14 protein-coding genes are annotated in these 18,787 nt (G+C 39.9%); 7 read left to right on the forward strand and 7 right to left on the reverse strand.

What is annotated here, in order from left to right; genetic code table 11:
- Positions 1-110: 110 nt before the first annotated feature.
- Positions 111-3,098: a glycoside hydrolase domain-containing protein gene (locus GM920_RS09200; protein ID WP_182956095.1), complete on the forward strand. Its 2,988-nt coding sequence runs from the start codon at positions 111-113 to the stop codon at positions 3,096-3,098.
- An 80-nt stretch (positions 3,099-3,178) separates the two neighbouring features.
- On the opposite strand, the gene GM920_RS09205 is transcribed toward GM920_RS09200, so the two are convergent.
- Positions 3,179-6,493: a TonB-dependent receptor gene (locus tag GM920_RS09205; RefSeq protein ID WP_182956096.1), complete on the reverse strand. Its 3,315-nt coding sequence runs from the start codon at positions 6,491-6,493 to the stop codon at positions 3,179-3,181.
- Positions 6,494-6,824: 331 nt separating this feature from the next.
- Between GM920_RS09205 and lpdA the strand changes: the two genes are divergently transcribed.
- Entirely contained in the window at positions 6,825-8,213 is a 1,389-nt protein-coding gene (gene lpdA / locus GM920_RS09210) for a dihydrolipoyl dehydrogenase (RefSeq protein WP_182956098.1), read from the forward strand.
- 111 nt (positions 8,214-8,324) lie between these two features.
- Entirely contained in the window at positions 8,325-9,164 is an 840-nt protein-coding gene (locus GM920_RS09215; protein ID WP_182956100.1) for an MBL fold metallo-hydrolase, read from the forward strand.
- A 35-nt stretch (positions 9,165-9,199) separates the two neighbouring features.
- Here GM920_RS09215 and GM920_RS09220 read toward each other — a convergent pair whose 3' ends face one another.
- Complete coding sequence (locus GM920_RS09220; RefSeq protein ID WP_182956103.1) at positions 9,200-10,033, reverse strand: DUF6266 family protein; 834 nt, start codon at positions 10,031-10,033, stop codon at positions 9,200-9,202.
- Between the two features lie 398 nt (positions 10,034-10,431).
- Between GM920_RS09220 and GM920_RS09225 the strand changes: the two genes are divergently transcribed.
- Positions 10,432-10,761, forward strand: coding sequence for a YegP family protein (locus tag GM920_RS09225; protein WP_182956106.1), 330 nt, complete (start codon positions 10,432-10,434; stop codon positions 10,759-10,761).
- 69 nt (positions 10,762-10,830) lie between these two features.
- Here the strand turns inward: GM920_RS09225 and GM920_RS09230 are convergent, their stop codons facing one another.
- Entirely contained in the window at positions 10,831-11,040 is a 210-nt protein-coding gene (locus GM920_RS09230; protein WP_182956109.1) for a helix-turn-helix domain-containing protein, read from the reverse strand.
- A gap of 3 nt (positions 11,041-11,043) precedes the next feature.
- Positions 11,044-11,703 carry a DUF2975 domain-containing protein gene (locus GM920_RS09235; RefSeq protein ID WP_182956112.1) on the reverse strand — a complete coding sequence of 220 codons (660 nt, stop codon included), beginning with the start codon at positions 11,701-11,703 and terminating at the stop codon, positions 11,044-11,046.
- 378 nt (positions 11,704-12,081) lie between these two features.
- Between GM920_RS09235 and GM920_RS09240 the strand changes: the two genes are divergently transcribed.
- Positions 12,082-12,942: a sigma-70 family RNA polymerase sigma factor gene (locus tag GM920_RS09240; RefSeq protein ID WP_062547391.1), complete on the forward strand. Its 861-nt coding sequence runs from the start codon at positions 12,082-12,084 to the stop codon at positions 12,940-12,942.
- A 109-nt stretch (positions 12,943-13,051) separates the two neighbouring features.
- Positions 13,052-14,500, forward strand: a complete 1,449-nt coding sequence (locus GM920_RS09245; protein ID WP_182956115.1) for a glyceraldehyde-3-phosphate dehydrogenase — start codon at positions 13,052-13,054, stop codon at positions 14,498-14,500.
- 91 nt (positions 14,501-14,591) lie between these two features.
- On the opposite strand, the gene GM920_RS09250 is transcribed toward GM920_RS09245, so the two are convergent.
- Entirely contained in the window at positions 14,592-15,575 is a 984-nt protein-coding gene (locus GM920_RS09250; protein ID WP_182956118.1) for a potassium channel beta subunit family protein, read from the reverse strand.
- A gap of 142 nt (positions 15,576-15,717) precedes the next feature.
- On the opposite strand from GM920_RS09250, the gene GM920_RS09255 reads away from it, so the two are divergent.
- Positions 15,718-16,680 carry a M28 family peptidase gene (locus tag GM920_RS09255; protein ID WP_182956120.1) on the forward strand — a complete coding sequence of 321 codons (963 nt, stop codon included), beginning with the start codon at positions 15,718-15,720 and terminating at the stop codon, positions 16,678-16,680.
- A gap of 3 nt (positions 16,681-16,683) precedes the next feature.
- Here the strand turns inward: GM920_RS09255 and GM920_RS09260 are convergent, their stop codons facing one another.
- Positions 16,684-16,950, reverse strand: coding sequence for a hypothetical protein (locus GM920_RS09260; protein WP_182956122.1), 267 nt, complete (start codon positions 16,948-16,950; stop codon positions 16,684-16,686).
- A gap of 131 nt (positions 16,951-17,081) precedes the next feature.
- Entirely contained in the window at positions 17,082-18,737 is a 1,656-nt protein-coding gene (locus tag GM920_RS09265; RefSeq protein ID WP_182956125.1) for a S41 family peptidase, read from the reverse strand.
- Between the last annotated feature and the right edge of the window lie 50 nt (positions 18,738-18,787).

An 18,787-nucleotide genomic window follows, 5' to 3' on the forward strand; every position in this document is an offset into this window, starting at 1 on the left:
ATCGCCCTTTATCCCATCTACACTAAAGATCAAACGATTGCGTTGATTTTTTTGTTAAAGTGATCATAAATAAGGCCTAATTTTAATAAAAAATCAACACAACCATTTTTATGAAAAAATACTTTATACCATTTATTTTGGTATTCCTAACCGGAGCGGGGGCTGCATCGGCACAGGAGCTAAAATATACGAATGGTAAAGATGCCTGGAACCCGGACTCCCTGGGCAACCACCGTGTAGTCCTCAACGTAACCAGCGATGGAACGGTAGCCAAAGCCATCATCCCCTGGCGCCGGAGAGACCTGCAACCTGAATTAAAAGAAATCTGGGTGGTAGATGCAAAAACCAATCAAAAGGTAAAACAAATCAAGATTGGGGAGATCAACAGAGAACAAGGGACTATTTATTTTGAACCCAGTTCCGGAATCGGCACTTATTACCTCTACTATCAACCTTACAAGGTAGATGGAAGGTCGAATTACCCGAATGCGATTTACCTCAGCAGGAAGGCCAGCAACAACCCTTCCTGGCCAGCTGCAACTGCCAAAATCGCTACAGTAAAAGTGCAGGAAATTGAATCGGTCAATGCCATGAACAGCAATTACCCGATGGAAATCATTGCTACGGCAAAAGAAACCCAAGACCTGATCAAAGCACATCCAAAATCCAGTTACCTGGTATTTCCGGAGGATCGATTGAATCCGATTAAAATGATGGATGATTTGCCACAGCGCTGGATCTTAAAAGGTCTAAAACCACAATTTTCGGGTACCGCTGCTAAAGGAGAAAACTATGCTTTCCAATTGGGGATTTATCCGGTAAAGCAGGACTTAAAAAATGTACAAATCAAATTTACCGACCTCAAAAGTAAAAGCGGAGCAAAACTTCCAGCCAGCATCTTCTCCTGCCTCAATACAGATGGGATCAACTGGAATACGCAACCCTTACATAAAACGGTGGACGTTGCTAAAGCACAGGTTCAAGCCCTATGGGTATTGGCGAATCTACCTAAAAACACTATTCCAGGTAGCTATTCGGGTACCGTCACCGTTACTGCCAATGGCGTTCCGGCTACGCCGATCCAGCTCAACCTGACCGTTAGCGCCAAAACCTTATCGGATGGAGGCATCAACGAACCCTGGAAACAAACCCGTTTAACCTGGTTAAACTCTAGCCTTGCACAGAAAAACGAAGTCATTGCGCCATACCTTCCATTGGAAGTAAAAGACCAAACCATCGCTTTACTGGGCAGGAAAGTCATGTTAAACAAGGATGGATTTCCGGCACAGATTCAGACGTTTTTTACGCCTGAAATGACTGAATTCTCCAGTACCGGAAAGGATATCTTAACCGAGCCAATTCACTTTCATGTCAAAAAAGGCAAAGACCTGATTTGGAAAAACGGTCCTTTAACCTTTACCGAACAAAACCCTGGCACCGTAAAATGGAGTACCACAAACACCACTGACAACCTGAAAATGGAAGTGGAGGGAGCCATAGAATTTGACGGTTTCCTTGCCTATACTGTGAAACTCATCGCCTTGCAAGACCTGAACCTGGATGATGTCCGCTTACACATTCCTTTTTCAGAACAAGCCGCCAAATATATGATGGGCCTCGGCTTAAAAGGTGGCAACAGACCGGATACGGTGAAATGGAAATGGGATGTAGCCCATAAAAATCAGGATGGTGCCTGGATTGGCGATGTGAATGCCGGCTTACAATACACCTTGAAGGACAACCATTATGTACGTCCGCTAAACACCAATTTCTACTTACAGAAGCCATTGTTACTTCCCAGCTCCTGGGGAAATGAAGGTAAAGGTGGCATTGATGTGTTCAAAAAAGGGAAATCCATTTTATCGGACAATTACAGCGGCGCTCAAAACATGAAAAAGGGTGATACCTTATATTACAACTTCAATTTACTCATCACCCCTTTCCACCCCATCAATACTGATTTTCAGTGGAGCAATCGGTTTTACCATAAGTATGACAACCTGGATACGATCAAAGCTACTGGTGCAAACCTGATCAATATCCACCATGCTACGCCGATCAATCCTTACATCAATTACCCTTTCATCGCACATAAAGAGATGAAATCTTATATCAATGAGGCCCATTTGAAAGGTTTAAAAGTGAAGATTTACAATACCGTACGTGAGCTGTCTAACAGCGCTTATGAGACCTTCCCTTTACGCAGCCTCGGACATGAGATCTATTCGCCAGGAAAAGGCGGCGGTTATTCCTGGTTACAGGAACACCTCGAGAAAGACTATATCGCGGCCTGGTACGTACCAGAAATCAAGGATGCTGCCATCGTCAACAGTGGCATGAGCAGGTGGCACAACTACTATGTAGAAGGCATGAACTGGCTGGTACAAAATGTAGGAATCGACGGTATTTATTTGGATGATGTGGCTTTTGACAGAACCACCATGAAAAGGATAAAAAGGGTATTAACGAAAGACGGACATCCGGGAATCATCGATTTGCACTCTGCCAATCAGTACAATAAAAGTGATGGTTTTAACAACAGCGCTAACCTGTATATGGAACACTTCCCCTACCTGAACAGGTTGTGGTTTGGAGAATATTTCTTCTATGACAAAAGCAGTCCTGATTTCTTCCTGACGGAAGTATCCGGGATTCCTTTCGGTTTGATGGGAGAAATGCTACAAGACGGCGGTAATGCCTGGAGAGGAATGCTGTATGGAATGACCAACAGGATGCCATGGAGTGATGGTGCAGACCCACGTCCAATTTGGAAAGCATGGGATAACTTTGGCATGCAAGGCAGTAAAATGATCGGGTACTGGGTAGAAAACAACCCGGTGAAGAGCAATAACGCCAATGTGCCGGTTACCATTTATAAGAAAGATAAAAGTGTATTGGTGGCTATGGCCAGCTGGGCAACAACAACTGCCAATGTAAAGTTAAACCTGGATTGGAAAGCTTTAGGCATCGATCCTGCGAAAGCAACGATCAGCGCAGCAGCCATTAAAAACTTTCAACCCGCAGCAAGTTTCAACATAGATCAGGAGATTCCTGTGGAACCAGGTAAAGGTTGGATGTTGGTGATTAAAGAAAAATAAATATCCATTAAAATAGCTATAAACAAAAAAGGATTGCTGAATGATCAGCAATCCTTTTTTGTTAAACATATTTGGCTGTATTAGTTAAAGTTATAACGAACACCAAATTGCATATAATAAGTAGAAGAAAACGTTTGGTTATCACTATACGTTTTTCTAACTAAATCATCATTAAAGTCTGCCAATCTGAAGGTTGGTAATACTGCACCACCCATTGTAGCCACGTTAGCAGGTTGTAAGATACTTGCAGTATTTACCCTTTTGTAAGTACCCCATTTTTTATTAATCAGGTTACCTGCATTAAGAATGTCCGCAGTGAACTGGAATGAATTTTTCTTTCCACCTACGTTTCTAAATACTTCCTGAACCAATTTAACATCAAAACGGTTTAACCATGGCATTTTACCACCATTACGTTCTGAATATTTACCTTGACGTGTTTTCAGGTAATCATCTTGAGCTACATAAGCAAAGAAAGCATCACTTTGTTCCTGAGGCGTCCATGTTTTGCTTTTACCATTGCTTAAAGTAATGGTTTTAGCTACGAATGTAATCTCAGATGGATTTTTTGGAACATAGATCAGATCGTTTGTTTGTCCATCACGGTTAAAATCTGTGCTATAAGCATAAGTGAATCTATCCTGAGCAGAACCTACATAGAAAATGCTGATCGATGTTGCTAGATTTTGCATGTATTCTTTTCTGTAAGAAAGAGATCCAACGATTCTATCTGGAAGTAAGTTACTGCTGTAGCTTAATGAAGGAATGTTAGAGTTTCCAACAGTCTGTGGAATAGACCACAAGTTTTGCAATTGATCTCCTGTACCATTACCGAAGTTACGGCCACCACTACGGGTATAAGCGATCATTGCAGATAAACCATTGTTAAATTGTTTCGTTAACTGTGCAGTTGCCGACCAGTTATATCCACCTTTAGCATTACCTAATACGGTTGCATTTAATGCAGTAGCTTTAGCGGTACCATTTTTAACCGGTAATCCATTCAATAAAGGATTTTCGAATTTCAACGAAGCGTCATTCGGATAAACCACTCTGTTATCAGGGTATCCAGTTGCATTTAATGGAGATGGGTTAACTAAGTTGATGTTTGTTGCAATTGCAGCATTCAAGTCTTTTGAATAAATACCTTCTAAAGTACCTACGAAACCTGCAGGAAGTTTAAAGTCGAATGCCAAGTTACTTTTCCAAGTTTTTGGAGATTTAAATTCCGGAGAAATTGCACTTAACACGTTAGGAACTGAAGTTCCCGCTGCAGGAGGAGTTGCAGGCAAGTAAGCATTTGGATCCGGGTTGAATGGACCAGGAACATTTGCACCAGAATTAGTCTGCGTAAATTGGATCATACCTGAATCACCAGATTGTGAAACAATCCATACAAAAGGAACAACACCTCTGAATATTCCTGAACCACCACGAACTTGTAGGGAACGATCACCCAATGCATCCCAGTTAAATCCAAATCTTGGAGACCAGATAATGTCTGATTTCGGCAATTGACCTGTATTCATTTTCGCACCATTTGTGAAAGTAAGTGGTGTAACCAATGGATTAGATTTTATTTCAGATACACCTGGGAAAGTGAATTTTTCTACCCTTACACCCGCAGTAACTTTAAATCTGTCCGTTACACTAAACTCATCTTGGAAATAAGCAGAATATTGGTTGAATTTAAAAGTAGGATATGCTTGTGCAAAACCTGGAGATAAAGAATAAGTAATTGCGTAATCTTTTGGATTAGCACCAGTTACGAAATCATTCCAACTGTTAAAAGTATAATAGCTGGTACCAAAACGTTGGAAACCATTTTTTGTAGTACTGAAATCAGCTTGCACACCTAAAGTTAGGTTGTGTTTTCCAAGCGCCATAGAGAAGTTATCCGTAAAGCTATAAGTTTCTACATCACGCAAGTTTCCTGCAGAAAAAGGCTCATAACCAAATGAAGTAAGTGGTACACCACTACCGTCCAAAATATCCACGAAAGGAAAGATTCTACTATCAGAACTTCTTGGGTCATTCTGGTGCGTCCAGCTTCCACGTAATACGTTTGAGAATTTGCTACCAAATGAAGAGTTCAACTCACCTGCGAAAGAGTACAGATTTGCTTCTTGATAATAGTTTGAGTTAGAGAATGGTAAAGCATTTTTATCTGTACGTCCAGCACCGAAAGCAAATCCTGTTAATGGACTTCTTGAAGTACTTAGTCCATTCTGGCTTTTACTTTGAACTTGGTTATAACGCAAGTTTAAGCTATGATTTTTATTGATATTCCAGTCTAAACGAGCCAATAACTTATCGTTGTTACTAGGACTGTTGTAACCTTGGTATATCCCTGGATCATAGTTATATTTTGATTTCAGGAAACTAGTAACCTCATCCATGAATGCAGCTGTAGGACGTGCAACATTGTCATTTGATCCGTAAGGATTTCCTGGTGTTGCTGCTACTCTGTTTTGACCTGGAGAAACTTCTTTGTTAAATTCCGCATTTAAGAACAAGAATAACTTGTCTTTAACAATAGGACCACCGATACTAAAACCGTATTGTTTTTGTGTATAAGGCTGAACATTAGTAATGGTGTAATCTCCAACATGAGTACCTTGATAATCTTGATTTCTCATGGTAAAGAAAGCGGTACCAGATACGTTATTTGTACCTGAACGGGTTACTGCATTGATAGAAGCACCAGTAAAGCCTGATTGTCTTACATCATAAGGAGTCACATTCACAGAAACCTGCTCTAATGCGTCCAATGAAATTGGAGCACCACCAGCTGGAACGTTTGAACCAATACCAAACTGGTTGTTAAAGTTCGAACCATCTACTGTAAAGTTACTTTGACGATAGTTACCACCACCAAATGAGTTTCCATTAGACTGAGGAGTTAACCTGGTAATGTCATTCACACTTCTTGAAATGGTTGGTAAATTCTGAATCTGCTGTCTGGTAACTGTTGTAGTAGCACCACTTCTATTTGAGTTTAAGATAGAATTTGGAGCACTGGAAACAATGTTCACTTCTGCAAGCGTAGCACTGTTGTCAGATAAAGTAGCATTCAAAATGTAAGGCTCACCTAATTTCACATAAACGTCCTTAAAAGTTTGTGCTTGAAAACCAACAAAACTAACAACGATGGTGTAAGGTCCGCCAATTCTCAAATTTGAAAGTGTAAATCTTCCATCCACATTTGTTGTTGCGCCATAAGACGTTCCTGTAGGCGTGTGTACCGCCTTAACGCTGGCTCCAGGTAAAGGCCCTTGGGCGTCTTTAATGGTCCCCGTCATTGTTGTTGTTGTTACCTGAGCCTCCACCACGGAAAACGTTCCCGCAAAGACTAAGATCATAACCACAAATTTAAATAGTAATGATTTCTTCATACTTTTCTGATTAATGTTTGTTTTTTTATGATACTGCAATACAAAATATCGGCACAAAGGTAAAAATTAAATCATCTGACAGTACGTTCGCTATGTTAAATTATTATTAAATATCACAATAATTTTCAACATTTAACATCTTCTTTAACATATCTAATCATCATTTTGTCAGCCAACTGTTAAATTTCAAAATAAACACAATACCAGGTTCAGGGGAGTGATGTTTAAATTATGCCATCGAAAAGCAACAACAAAAATCTAACAGGCGGTATTAATGAACAATTTTTTTAATTTTGGCAATTACTTAAGTTAAAATTCCTTTATATAAGATATGAACTACGATGTAATTGTAATAGGCAGCGGTCCTGGTGGATATGTAGCTGCAATCAGAGCTTCTCAGCTAGGTTTGAAAACTGCGGTAGTAGAACGCGAATCTTTAGGCGGTATCTGCCTGAACTGGGGATGTATCCCAACCAAAGCCTTGTTAAAAAGTGCACAGGTTTTTGAATATATCAATCATGCTGCTGAATACGGTATTAAAACTGCGGAGGCTGAGGCCGATTTCGCAGCGGTAATCAAACGTAGTCGTGGTGTTGCTGATGGCATGAGCAAGGGTGTTCAATTCTTAATGAAGAAGAACAAAATTGACGTGATCATGGGTACTGGTAAGGCTAAACCTGGAAACAAGGTAGAAGTTAAAGCGGCTGATGGTACTCAAAAAGACTATACTGCAACCAGTATTATCTTGGCTACAGGTGGCAGATCAAGAGAATTGCCAAACCTGAAACAAGACGGTAAAAAAATCATCGGTTACAGACAAGCGATGGTATTGCCTGAGCAACCTAAATCAATGGTAGTAGTTGGTTCTGGTGCAATCGGTGTGGAGTTTGCTTACTTCTATGCAACTTTAGGTACTAAAGTAACGGTCGTAGAATTCATGGACAACATTGTTCCTGTAGAAGACGAAGACGTTTCAAAACAATTGTTGCGTAGCTTCAAAAAAGCAGGCATTGAAGTGATGACTTCTTCTAGTGTAGAATCTGTAGACACCAGCGGTGCTGGCTGTAAAGTTCAGGTAAAAACGGCTGCTGGTATGGTAACATTAGAATGTGACATCGTGCTTTCTGCTGCTGGTGTTGTTGCAAACATTGAAAACATTGGTTTAGAAGAAACCGGCATTAAAACTGAAAAAGGTAAAGTGATTGTGGATGAGTTCTACAGCACTAACGTAAAAGGTTATTATGCTATTGGTGATATTGTTCCTGGTCAGGCTTTAGCTCACGTAGCTTCTGCTGAAGGAATCATCTGTGTAGAGAAAATTGCGGGTCAGAAACCAGAGCCTTTAGACTACAATAACATCCCTGGATGTACTTATTGCAGTCCGGAGATTGCTTCTGTTGGTTATACAGAGAAAGCAGCAAGAGCTGCCGGATATGAATTGAAAATTGGTAAATTCCCATTCTCAGCTTCAGGTAAAGCTAGTGCAGCAGGTGCTAAAGATGGTTTTATTAAAATGATCTATGACGCAAAATACGGTGAATTACTAGGTGCACACATGATTGGTGCGAATGTAACTGAACTGATCGCTGAAATCGTAGTTGCCCGTAAATTGGAAACTACAGGACATGAAATGTTAAAAGCTGTTCACCCGCATCCAACAATGAGCGAAGCCATTATGGAAGCTACAGCTGATGCTTACGGTGAAGTAATTCACTTGTAAATTATAAAATCGCCTTTCCATCAGGAATGGAGATTGCTAAAAAAACCTGTTGAGCTTTTCAACAGGTTTTTTTTTACATTTATATTTTTACCAATACCTAATTCCAAATCCATGAACTTACATACGATTGATACTGGTTTATTTAAATTAGACGGCGGAGCCATGTTTGGTGTAGTACCAAAATCTATCTGGCAAAAAACGACACCTGCCGATGCCAATAATATGTGTACCTGGGCCATGCGATGTCTGCTGATTGAAGATGGACATCGACTGATTCTGGTAGACAATGGTATTGGAGACAAGCAGGACGAGAAATTTATGGGGCATTATTACCTCCATGGTGAGGATACCCTGGATCAATCGCTTGCGGCCAAAGGTTATTCCAGAGCAGACATTACCGATGTATTTTTAACGCATTTACATTTTGACCATTGCGGAGGTTCTATTGTACGTGAGGGTGACAAACTCAAACCAGCGTTTAAAAATGCTTTTTACTGGAGCAATGCCAAGCATTGGGATTGGGCGGTAAATCCCAATGACAGAGAAAAAGCTTCCTTTTTAAAAGAGAACATCCTCCCGATCCAGGAAAGCGGCCAGTTGCGTTTCATTGCAGATGAAGAAGGCGTTCAATTCCATGAAGGCATCAACATCCGCTTTGCTTATGGGCATACCGATGCCATGATGCTCCCGCAAATTCAATACAAAGGACATACCATCGTGTATATGGCAGATCTTTTACCTTCTGTAGCACACATTCCACTGCCTTACGTAATGGCCTATGACATGTTTCCTTTACAAACCCTAACCGAGAAAAAATCTTTCCTTCAGGAAGCCGCTGAAAAGCAATACATACTGATGCTGGAACACGATGCAGTGAACGAGTGTTGTACGCTTCAGCAGACGGAAAAAGGCATTAAATTGGATCGTACCTTCAACTTGTCCGAGCTATAATTCAAGAAAAACAAAGTATTCGCCATTTAACAGCGCTAACCCGGTTTTCCGGGTAAGTGCAACAACTGTTTCTGGACTGCCTTATATTCTTTTTCCAGGCATTTAAAGGCTTTGGTTTTGGGGATTTCCCCATAATTCTCTTTTAACTGTCTGGAATAACTCCCTTCCAGCTGATCAAACCTGGATTTAACCTGCTGATATTTCACTTGTTGTTGTTTTTCTATTTCATTTAGCCCTTCACCGTTCAAATTACCCAGATAAACGCTATCGGATACCATTGCTCCATCCGCAGAAATAAAAGAAATATAGGGTTCTATCTGTTGATTTAATACCTCTTCAAACAAAGGAATGAAACATTTCCCTTCTGATCTTCTGGCTATATTCAGGTATTCCCTATCTTTTCCCGTTTCCGGGCAACAAATCATCACCATGACGCTGTCGTTGTATGATAAATCGGCATAATCTCTGGGATCCCAGCTTATTTCCAGTCCACCAGACACCTTATTAATTTTCAAGTCCTTGGTTTCCGACATCAAACCCTGACTGAGCTTCACTTTACTGTAATCGATGCTGATATTAGGATATTCACCTTTTAAAGCCTGTTTTTTATGATAAGAAGTGGCCAGATTATGCGCATTATGTACGGTTCCTCTGGCTTGTAAACCATAACCAAGTTTAATAAAACCGCCCATTCTACTCAGCAGTTTAGTGGTTACTGCCATCCCTTGATAATTGGCCAGCTGAAGTATACTAGGTTTACCCTTTCTGCCAATTAAGCGCACCACAGGCTGCCCATTGAGCATATAAAAAACAAGATTACCTACTTTTCCATTAAGGTGGCCCTGTGGACCGTTAGAAGCTATTGCCATGTTCGCGTGGTTAAGGTTTAAGATTGATTGTGGTATCGTCTGGTATGACTTTCAGGAAGGTAGTCATAAACTTCGGTATATCAAGCAATTGACATTACATTTTTCAAAGCCTTGAAACGAAATTAATCGGGCTTTTTTCCGATGCTGTTAGGGCTATAGGCCGAATAAGGCCCTAGCAACCCCGGAGGAGTACCGAAAGAATACCCCTATAATTATAGTGTCAGTATAAACGCAGTACCTGCACACTATACCTACAATAGCCTTTCAGCCTAACCTTTGAAACATCCTGCTATAGCACAGCAACTTATCCTTATCAAAATATTAGACTGATAATGATTTTTTTTTCCTAAATTGAAATAAAAACCTCAACCTGAAAACAAAAAACTAATTAAACGATTATGGGAAAATTCGAAATCAAAACAAGAAAAAACGGCGAATTTCAATTCGATTTGAAAGCAGGTAATGGCCAGGTGATCCTAACCAGTGAAGGCTATACGACCAAAGCCAATTGTCACAACGGAATTGAATCCGTGAAGAAGAACTCGAAGGATGATGGTAAATTTGACCGTAAAACTTCCACTAATGGCAAGCCGTACTTCAATTTAAAAGCAACAAACGGTCAGGTGATTGGAACCAGTGAAATGTATGAGTCGGAAGCTAGTCGCGAAAATGGGATAGAATCCGTTAAAAAGAATGCCCCAGATGCGGAGGTTGTGGACCACAGCTAACCGCGATCAACCAAATGAATTTAGCCTGTCAGTTTCATTTAAAAAACTGACAGGCTTATTTTTTACCCTTTATTTTTCTTTACGGTATTCTAAAAGATCGCCAGGTTGACAATCCAATGCCAGACAAATCGCTTCCAGGGTCTCAAACCTAATCGCTTTAGCTTTCCCTGTTTTCAGAATGGAAAGATTGGACATGGTAATCCCCACCAGTTCCGTTAATTCTGTCAATGACATTTTTCTTTGTGCCAATACCACATCTAAATTCACCACTATCGCCATCTGTTATATTGTTAATTCATGTTCTTGCTGCAAGTCGTATCCTTTTTTGAAGACATACATAATCACCATGGTAACCATACCTGCCGCAAATAAGATATAATTAAAATCAAAGTTGTATTCCATTTGATAATCTGTAAACCTAACCAATTCCTGCGTTCTTAGAAAAGCCAGTACATCCCCTACCCAGAGTAATATGCTCAATGAAATGCAAAAAAAGCCAATATCTTTTATCCGATTAATGTTTTTTAAAGTGAAGATCTCTCCTTTTGCAGAATCATCCAAAAAATAGTATAATTTACTGAACACCTTGAAGCTAATAATGAACAGGGTAAACCCAATAACCAGCATTGCCGTTTTATAAATGGAATATAGGGTACTCTCCTGATGAAGATTATAGACAGTACCTGTCACCAGGTCGCTCTTTTCTAACTTAAAAACATAGCCATCTTTGCCCTTTATATTCAACGAATCCCCTGGTTTGCTAATCACAGCACCAAACAAAGCATTTTGAAAGCGCGGCTGAAGCGGTTTTAATTCTTCATCTGCATACCAGCCTTTGATCATGGCAGACCGATGGTCATAAACTGCCCAAATCAGTAAAACAACAGAAATCAGGAGCAAAATTCCCCTGATTATCCGGATAAATTTAAGATCTTTTCTCATTTCAACAGTTTTTTGAGGTTTTTATCGGTTCTTTTTGTTTTTTGTCAACTGACAGATTCGCTTTCTTTCTCGAAATTAATATTCCGCAATAAAGAATTTTGCATTCTGACTTCTGCTAGACAAAGCATATTTCTAAACAAACATAACAGATTTATTATTATAAATCAAAATATATTTATTGAAAAACAATAAATATAGACCTATTCACAATACCGCCACAAAATACTGACAAAAGTATTTTGGAATAATTATTGCTACTAAAAATCTGTAGAAATAGCAGTTGTAAACTGTAACATTTTCAGGAATTTAAGTTTTCAAATTGCCTTTAAATTCTTACTTTTGCAAGTTCAAACACATAACGAGTACCAAAGCATATAAATGAGACAACTCAAAATCACGCAATCCATTACCAATCGCGAAAGTCAATCTTTAGACAAGTACCTTCACGAAATTGGTAAAGTAGATTTAATCACCGCCGAAGAAGAAGTAATTTTAGCAAGAAAAATACGCGAGGGGGATCAGGCCGCATTAGAGCGTTTAACCAAGACCAATTTACGTTTCGTGGTTTCAGTAGCGAAGCAGTACCAAAATCAAGGTTTAACACTAGGAGATTTAATCAACGAAGGTAACCTGGGTTTAATTAAAGCTGCAAAGCGTTTTGACGAGACAAAAGGTTTCAAATTTATCTCTTATGCTGTTTGGTGGATTCGTCAATCTATATTGCAGGCAATTGCTGAGCAAAGTCGTATCGTTCGTTTGCCATTAAACCAGGTAGGTTCATTAAGCAAAATCAGCAAGGCTTTTTCTAAGCTTGAGCAGGAATTTGAGCGTGAACCATCTCCGGAAGAATTGGCAGATATCTTAGAAACTACGGTTGATAAAATCTCTGATACTCTAAGTAACTCTGGCCGTCACGTATCCATGGATGCTCCATTCGTACAAGGTGAAGAAAATACATTGTTAGATGTATTGGAAAATCATGAGCCAAATACGGACAGCAGCCTGATCAATGAATCTCTTTCTGAAGAGATCAAACGTTCTCTTTCAACTTTAACAGAGCGTGAACGTGAAATCATCGTACTTTTCTTCGGATTGAGCACCAACCATCCCCTATCTTTAGAAGAGATTGGTGAGAAGTTTAACCTGACCCGTGAGCGTGTACGTCAGATTAAAGACAAAGCGTTACAACGTCTGCGTCATACTTCAAGAAGTAAAATCTTAAAATCATATTTGGGCTAGTCTATTATCCCATTTAACACCTTGTGTGATAAATTTATAAAGTAAAAAGGTTGGGTATCTCGCTCAATCTTTTTTACTTTTGTGGCATTCTAACCAAAAATATTGCCACATGCTAAAGAAGTACCAATCCGAATTCCAAAGTTGGATTGAAAAAGAAAAAAAAGCCATTGAGCTGATTAATGTCGTGGGCCAACTCTGGTTCGACAGATCCATTGAACTTGTATTGTTCCGCAAACCCTTATTTGATGTTGGAAGTAGCGAAATTCTTTCCCACCATCAGTATGCAACACAGATCAGTGGAAAAGACATCAGCATCTATGAAACCCTGGAGCTTGCGTTGACCATTTCAAAATGCAACCTTGCCCCTTCCCGTATTGACATTGGCCGACTAGCTTCAGAATGGCTGGAAGACAATGGCAACTATCCAACGATCCACGATTTTGTGGTCAGCAAACTCAGCAAACACATCGGTAAAGACAAAAGGAACCTAGTCCCTAAAGACGTGGTGCTATTTGGTTTCGGCCGTATTGGCAGAATTGCTGCGCGTGAGTTGATCCTACAAGCTGGTAAAGGTGAGCAATTGCGCTTAAGAGCAATTGTAACCCGCAGCTACAGTGATGAAGAACTGATCAAAAGAGCAGAACTTTTACGTACGGATTCCGTTCATGGCCCCTTCAATGGTACCATTACTGAAGATTTTGAAAACAAAGCGCTGATCATTAATGGGCAGACGATTTATTTTATTGTTGCCAAGGAACCGGAAGATGTAGATTATTCTATTTATGACATTCATGATGCCCTGTTGATTGACAACACTGGTATTTTCCGCGATCGTGAAGGTTTGAGCAGACACCTGCAAGCTAAAGGAATCAGCAAAGTATTGTTAACCGCCCCTGCAAAAGGAGATATCCTGAATGTAGTGGCCGGAATCAATGATGCGGCAATTGATTATGAGTCGGAGACGATCCTATCCAATGCTTCTTGTACCACCAATGCCATTGTACCGGTATTGAAACTGATTGACGATGCTTTTGGCATTGAAAAAGGACATATTGAAACCGTTCACTCTTATACGAACGACCAGAATTTACTAGACAATTACCATAAAAAATATAGAAGAGGCAGAGCAGCTGCTTTAAACCTGGTGATCACAGAAACCGGTGCAGATAAAGCGGTGGCAAAAGTAATCCCGCATTTAGGTGGCAAGCTGACTGGAAATGCAGTGCGTGTCCCTACACCGAATGTTTCATTGGCCATCTTAAACTTATCATTGAACACGGTAACTTCCAAAGAAGAAGTGTCAGAAATATTAAGACAAGCTTCCTTGTTCGGAGATCTATCAGAGCAAATTGAATACTCTATTTCAAATGAATTGGTGAGTACTGATTTGATCGGCAATAGTCATGCTTCGATTATTGACGGACCAGCTACGATTATGGCCAAAGACAATAAGTCTGTGGTTTTATATGCCTGGTACGACAACGAATATGGCTATACCAGACAGGTGATTCGCTTGGCTAAAAAATTAGCCGGCGTAGTGCGGTTAACTTATTACTAGCCGCTACAGTTATCCATTTAAAAAGCCGGTGTTTTTCCAAACACCGGCTTTTATGGTTTTAAACCTTCAGCCAATTGATGAGTTTCCCGATTTAAAACTCTGGCAAATGAGGTTTCGTTTGCATAATATCCTCAATATCCGTCATCACTTGTTCTGTAAGCAATGGCAATACTTCCAAGGTAGTCAGGTTTTCTTTAAGTTGTGCTGTTTTCGAAGCACCTAAAATTACCGTACTTACATTTGGATTTTTTAAACACCAAGCCAGGGATAATTTGGCCAATGAAACATTCAATTGATCAGCAAGCCCTTGAAGTTTTTCTGCCTTTTTCAATTTCTCTTCGTTCAATACGGCATCCTTCAACCACTCCATCCCTTTCAATTCCAATCGGGTATCTTTAGTTCCAGCTTTGGTGTATTTGCCCGACAATAATCCGGAAGCCAATGGCGACCAAATCGTAGTTCCCAGCCCGTATTCTTTGAACAGCAACAGGTATTCCTTTTCCATTTTATTTCGCTCCAAAAGGTTGTATTGAGGCTGTTCCATGGTAGGGCCTATTAAATGATATTGCTTTGCCACAGAAATGGCTTCCATAATTTCTGAAGCACTCCATTCTGAGGTACCCCAGTACAGGATTTTCCCTTGTTGTAATAAGGTATTCATGGCCCATACCGTTTCTTCGATTGGTGTATTTTTATCTGGCCTATGGCAAAAATAAAGATCCAGATAATCTACTTGCAAGCGCTGCAAGGCTCCGTTACAACCTTCAATTACGTGTTTACGGGATAAGCCCATCCGGTTTGGCCCTTTATTTTCCGTCCCAAAAAAGACTTTACTCGACAGCACAAAAGACTCCCGCTCCCATTTTTTGGACTTGATAATTTTGCCCATCACCAGTTCAGATTTACCTGCGGCATAACCTTCGGCATTGTCGAAAAAATTAACCCCGGCATCATAAGCAATTCCCATCAATTCATCAGCAGTCTGATCACTGATCTGATGCCCGAACGTAAGCCAACTTCCCAAAGAAAGTGCACTCAGCTGTAAGCCTGACTTCCCTAAACGTCTATATTCCATTTTTTATATTTTTTTAATAACCTGATTTAACCCATTTAAAGCACATTAGAAAAACACCCTGCCCTTAATTATGTTTTCTGCAGCCAATATTGAACGAGATATCCATCATTTTTTTACCTTTATATAACAGAACCACATAAAAATGAAAACCTATCTGCTTATTCCGCTAATCGCATTATTGAGTTGCAATTCCGTTAAGAATCAAAGTCAGGCACAAAACCCGGCTACCTTAACTAAAACAGAACAGCAACTTCTTAAGGATGTAGAAACCTTATCTTCTGATGCCTATGAAGGCCGCAAGACCGGCACCAAAGGCGCCGAAATGGCGAGAACATACATTAGCGACAGGTTCAAGCAGTTGGGCTTAAAACCAGTCCCATCTCTTCCTGGTTATGAACAGGCTTTTACATTTGCTGACCGCTCTGGTGCACAAATTTCCGGTAAAAACCTTTTGGCTTACATCCCGGGAAAGACAGATCAAGTCATCGTTATTTCCGCACATTACGACCATGTGGGCATCATCAGGAATGAAATTTACAATGGTGCGGACGACAATGCTTCTGGTGTAGCAGCCTTATTGGATTATGCAGCCTATTTTAAAAAGAACAAGCCTTATCACAGCCTGATCTTGGCGGCTTTTGACGCAGAAGAACAGGGATTAAGAGGTTCAAAGGCCTTTGTTGCCCAGCCTCCTGTACCTTTAGAAAAAATTCGGTTAAATGTGAACATGGATATGATCAGTCACAATGATAAAGATGAACTTTATGCTTGTGGTACCTATAAATATCCGGAATTAAAAAAGTATTTCATCACCAGTAAGCCAGTAATCAAGGTCATCTTAGGACATGATGATCCAAAAACCGGCAGTGAGGATTGGACCAATCAAAGTGATCAGGGATCTTTTAATGCGAAAAATATTCCCTTCTTATATTTTGGAGTGGAAGACCATAAAGATTATCATAAGGCCTCAGATGAGTATCAAAACATCAATAAAAAGTTCTTTATCAATGCTGCCGCTGCTATTTTAGAAATCATCAACAACATTGATAAAGAACGTGACCTGCAATCTATTTTCAGAGAAAAACTGCAGATGAAAAAGCAATAGAATTTAGAATTCTATTGCTAAAAGGCTACTTAAAGGGATATGAATCCCGTTTTTTAACTGTATAAAGTTTTCAGTCACCTGCCATACGGTTGTAGAAACCGTTTTAGGCCCTTCTTTGGTATTAAAGGAAATATCTGCTTTTGATTTGAACTCATTTCCAAGGCGCTGTGCTGAATTCAACTTATCTCTTAATTCTTCCGTATGGTTCTGATCAGCTGGAATGATTTGGCTGATGTCTATTGATTCTTTTTCGATTAATTCCCCGATCATAATACTCTGGCTTAGTTCTAATAAATATGCGTTTAAGCACTTAAAATCGCAATAAAAAGCCATACATCAAAGTCATATTTACATAAATATGTAAATATGATTTTACGTACAAAAAAAATGTAGGCAATCTCCTATTTTTTTAGGTGATAACGGGTCTCAATCATACCTGCAGCACCGATATTGCGATTTGAGTAATTCTCTTTAATAATTTTTACTGGCGTAGCAGAACCCGCAAGCCCATTTGAAGAAATACGACTGCCCAATGTAGCAGCAACCGGAGCCAGTATAGAAAGTGCTTTATTCAAATAACTCTCCCTTGGATCTCCAAAATCATACCTGGAATCATCAAAAAGATCAGAACCACCAGTATCCAGGTAATCTGGTACGATTCCGGTATAATAACCGCCTTGTCCATTTCTATTTTTGCTTTCAAAACTTGGCAGGTATACGAAATAGTGTTTATCCAAAATAACCGGAAAAAATCCTACCGGTTTGCCATAAGTGGTCTTTCCTACTAATTTTACACTTTGCATCACTGGTTTAAGACTATTGATCACCAATTCACTTGCAGAAGCTGTATTATCGCTAACCAGGAACACCACATTCTTAACCCCATTTAATGAGCCTTTCTTAGCAAAAGAATAAACATTACCTGCATCAGTCCAATCTACATCATTCAGGGTATACATCTTCCCGCTACTACTATATTGTATTTTCCCTGCCGCGTCGGTTAAAGGCTGATTTACCAAAATGCTTGCTTTTCCGCTCTTCATGGTGCTGTTGTAAGATTCACTGAACATCACACCTGTTGTACCGGCGGGAGCAATCAAATTCATTAAATACTGTGCAGTTTCTACGGAACCTCCTCCATTGTACCTTAAATCGATCACCAAATCGCTCACATTACTTGTTGCAAAACTGCTAAACACCGGATCGATTCTGGTATCAGAAGGATTATTAGTACCCGGAGTGGTTAACCCGGAAAAGCGTGCATAAGCCAGATAACCAATTTTCTTCCCACCCTGGTCGATCACTTTCGAAGTGAAAACCGGACTGCTGGTATATTTTTTTACGCTAAGCGGTTCATTGGTGAAAACTGTTCCATCTGCCCTGATGCCGGAGAAAGTGGTACTGGTGGTCGCGCCATTTAAGACCTGATTGATGACTCCTACCTCTGAGTCAAAATTAGTCCCGATTGCCCGGCCCCCAATATTGGTAATTTGAGTCCCACGAGTAAGTTTTAATCCGTCAGCAGGCGAATTTGGGTAGACACCCTTGACATAAAGTTTATAATTTTTACTATCCCCATAGCCCTGAAAACTTAAAAAGCCCATATCAAAACCTATATCTTTCAAGTCTACATTCTCCTGACGGTTTGGAACGCTACTTTGAGCACCATTAGAATTGTTTTCATCCGTGATGAATGCATATTTAGGGGATGATGAGCCCGGAACAGTTTCAAATCCGGAGTAAGTGGTAATATTAAACAGCTCACTATTGAAGTTATCCAGTTGAAAGGGTAATTTATTGTACGTTCTGGGATCAAACACATCATAAGTTGGGAGCTTATCATTCCAGAGGTAAATCTGTTGCGCATATAAAAACAGAGAATCGTTGGTCAGCGCCATACGATCTGTAGTAGGCGTCTGCTTGGTATTCGAACCTGGACTCGGCGTGACCACCGGAGTTTCCGGAATGACTTTATTTTTTCGGCAGGCACTAAACCCAATTGTGCATAGTGCCAAAGCTAAAATCAGCTTTTTGTTGGATATGGCGATATTTATCATCGGTATAATTTATCTATTACAAATTTATACTAATAATTTCTCATTATCAC

The organism is Pedobacter gandavensis (assembly GCF_014172405.1).
Classification (GTDB): domain Bacteria; phylum Bacteroidota; class Bacteroidia; order Sphingobacteriales; family Sphingobacteriaceae; genus Pedobacter; species Pedobacter gandavensis.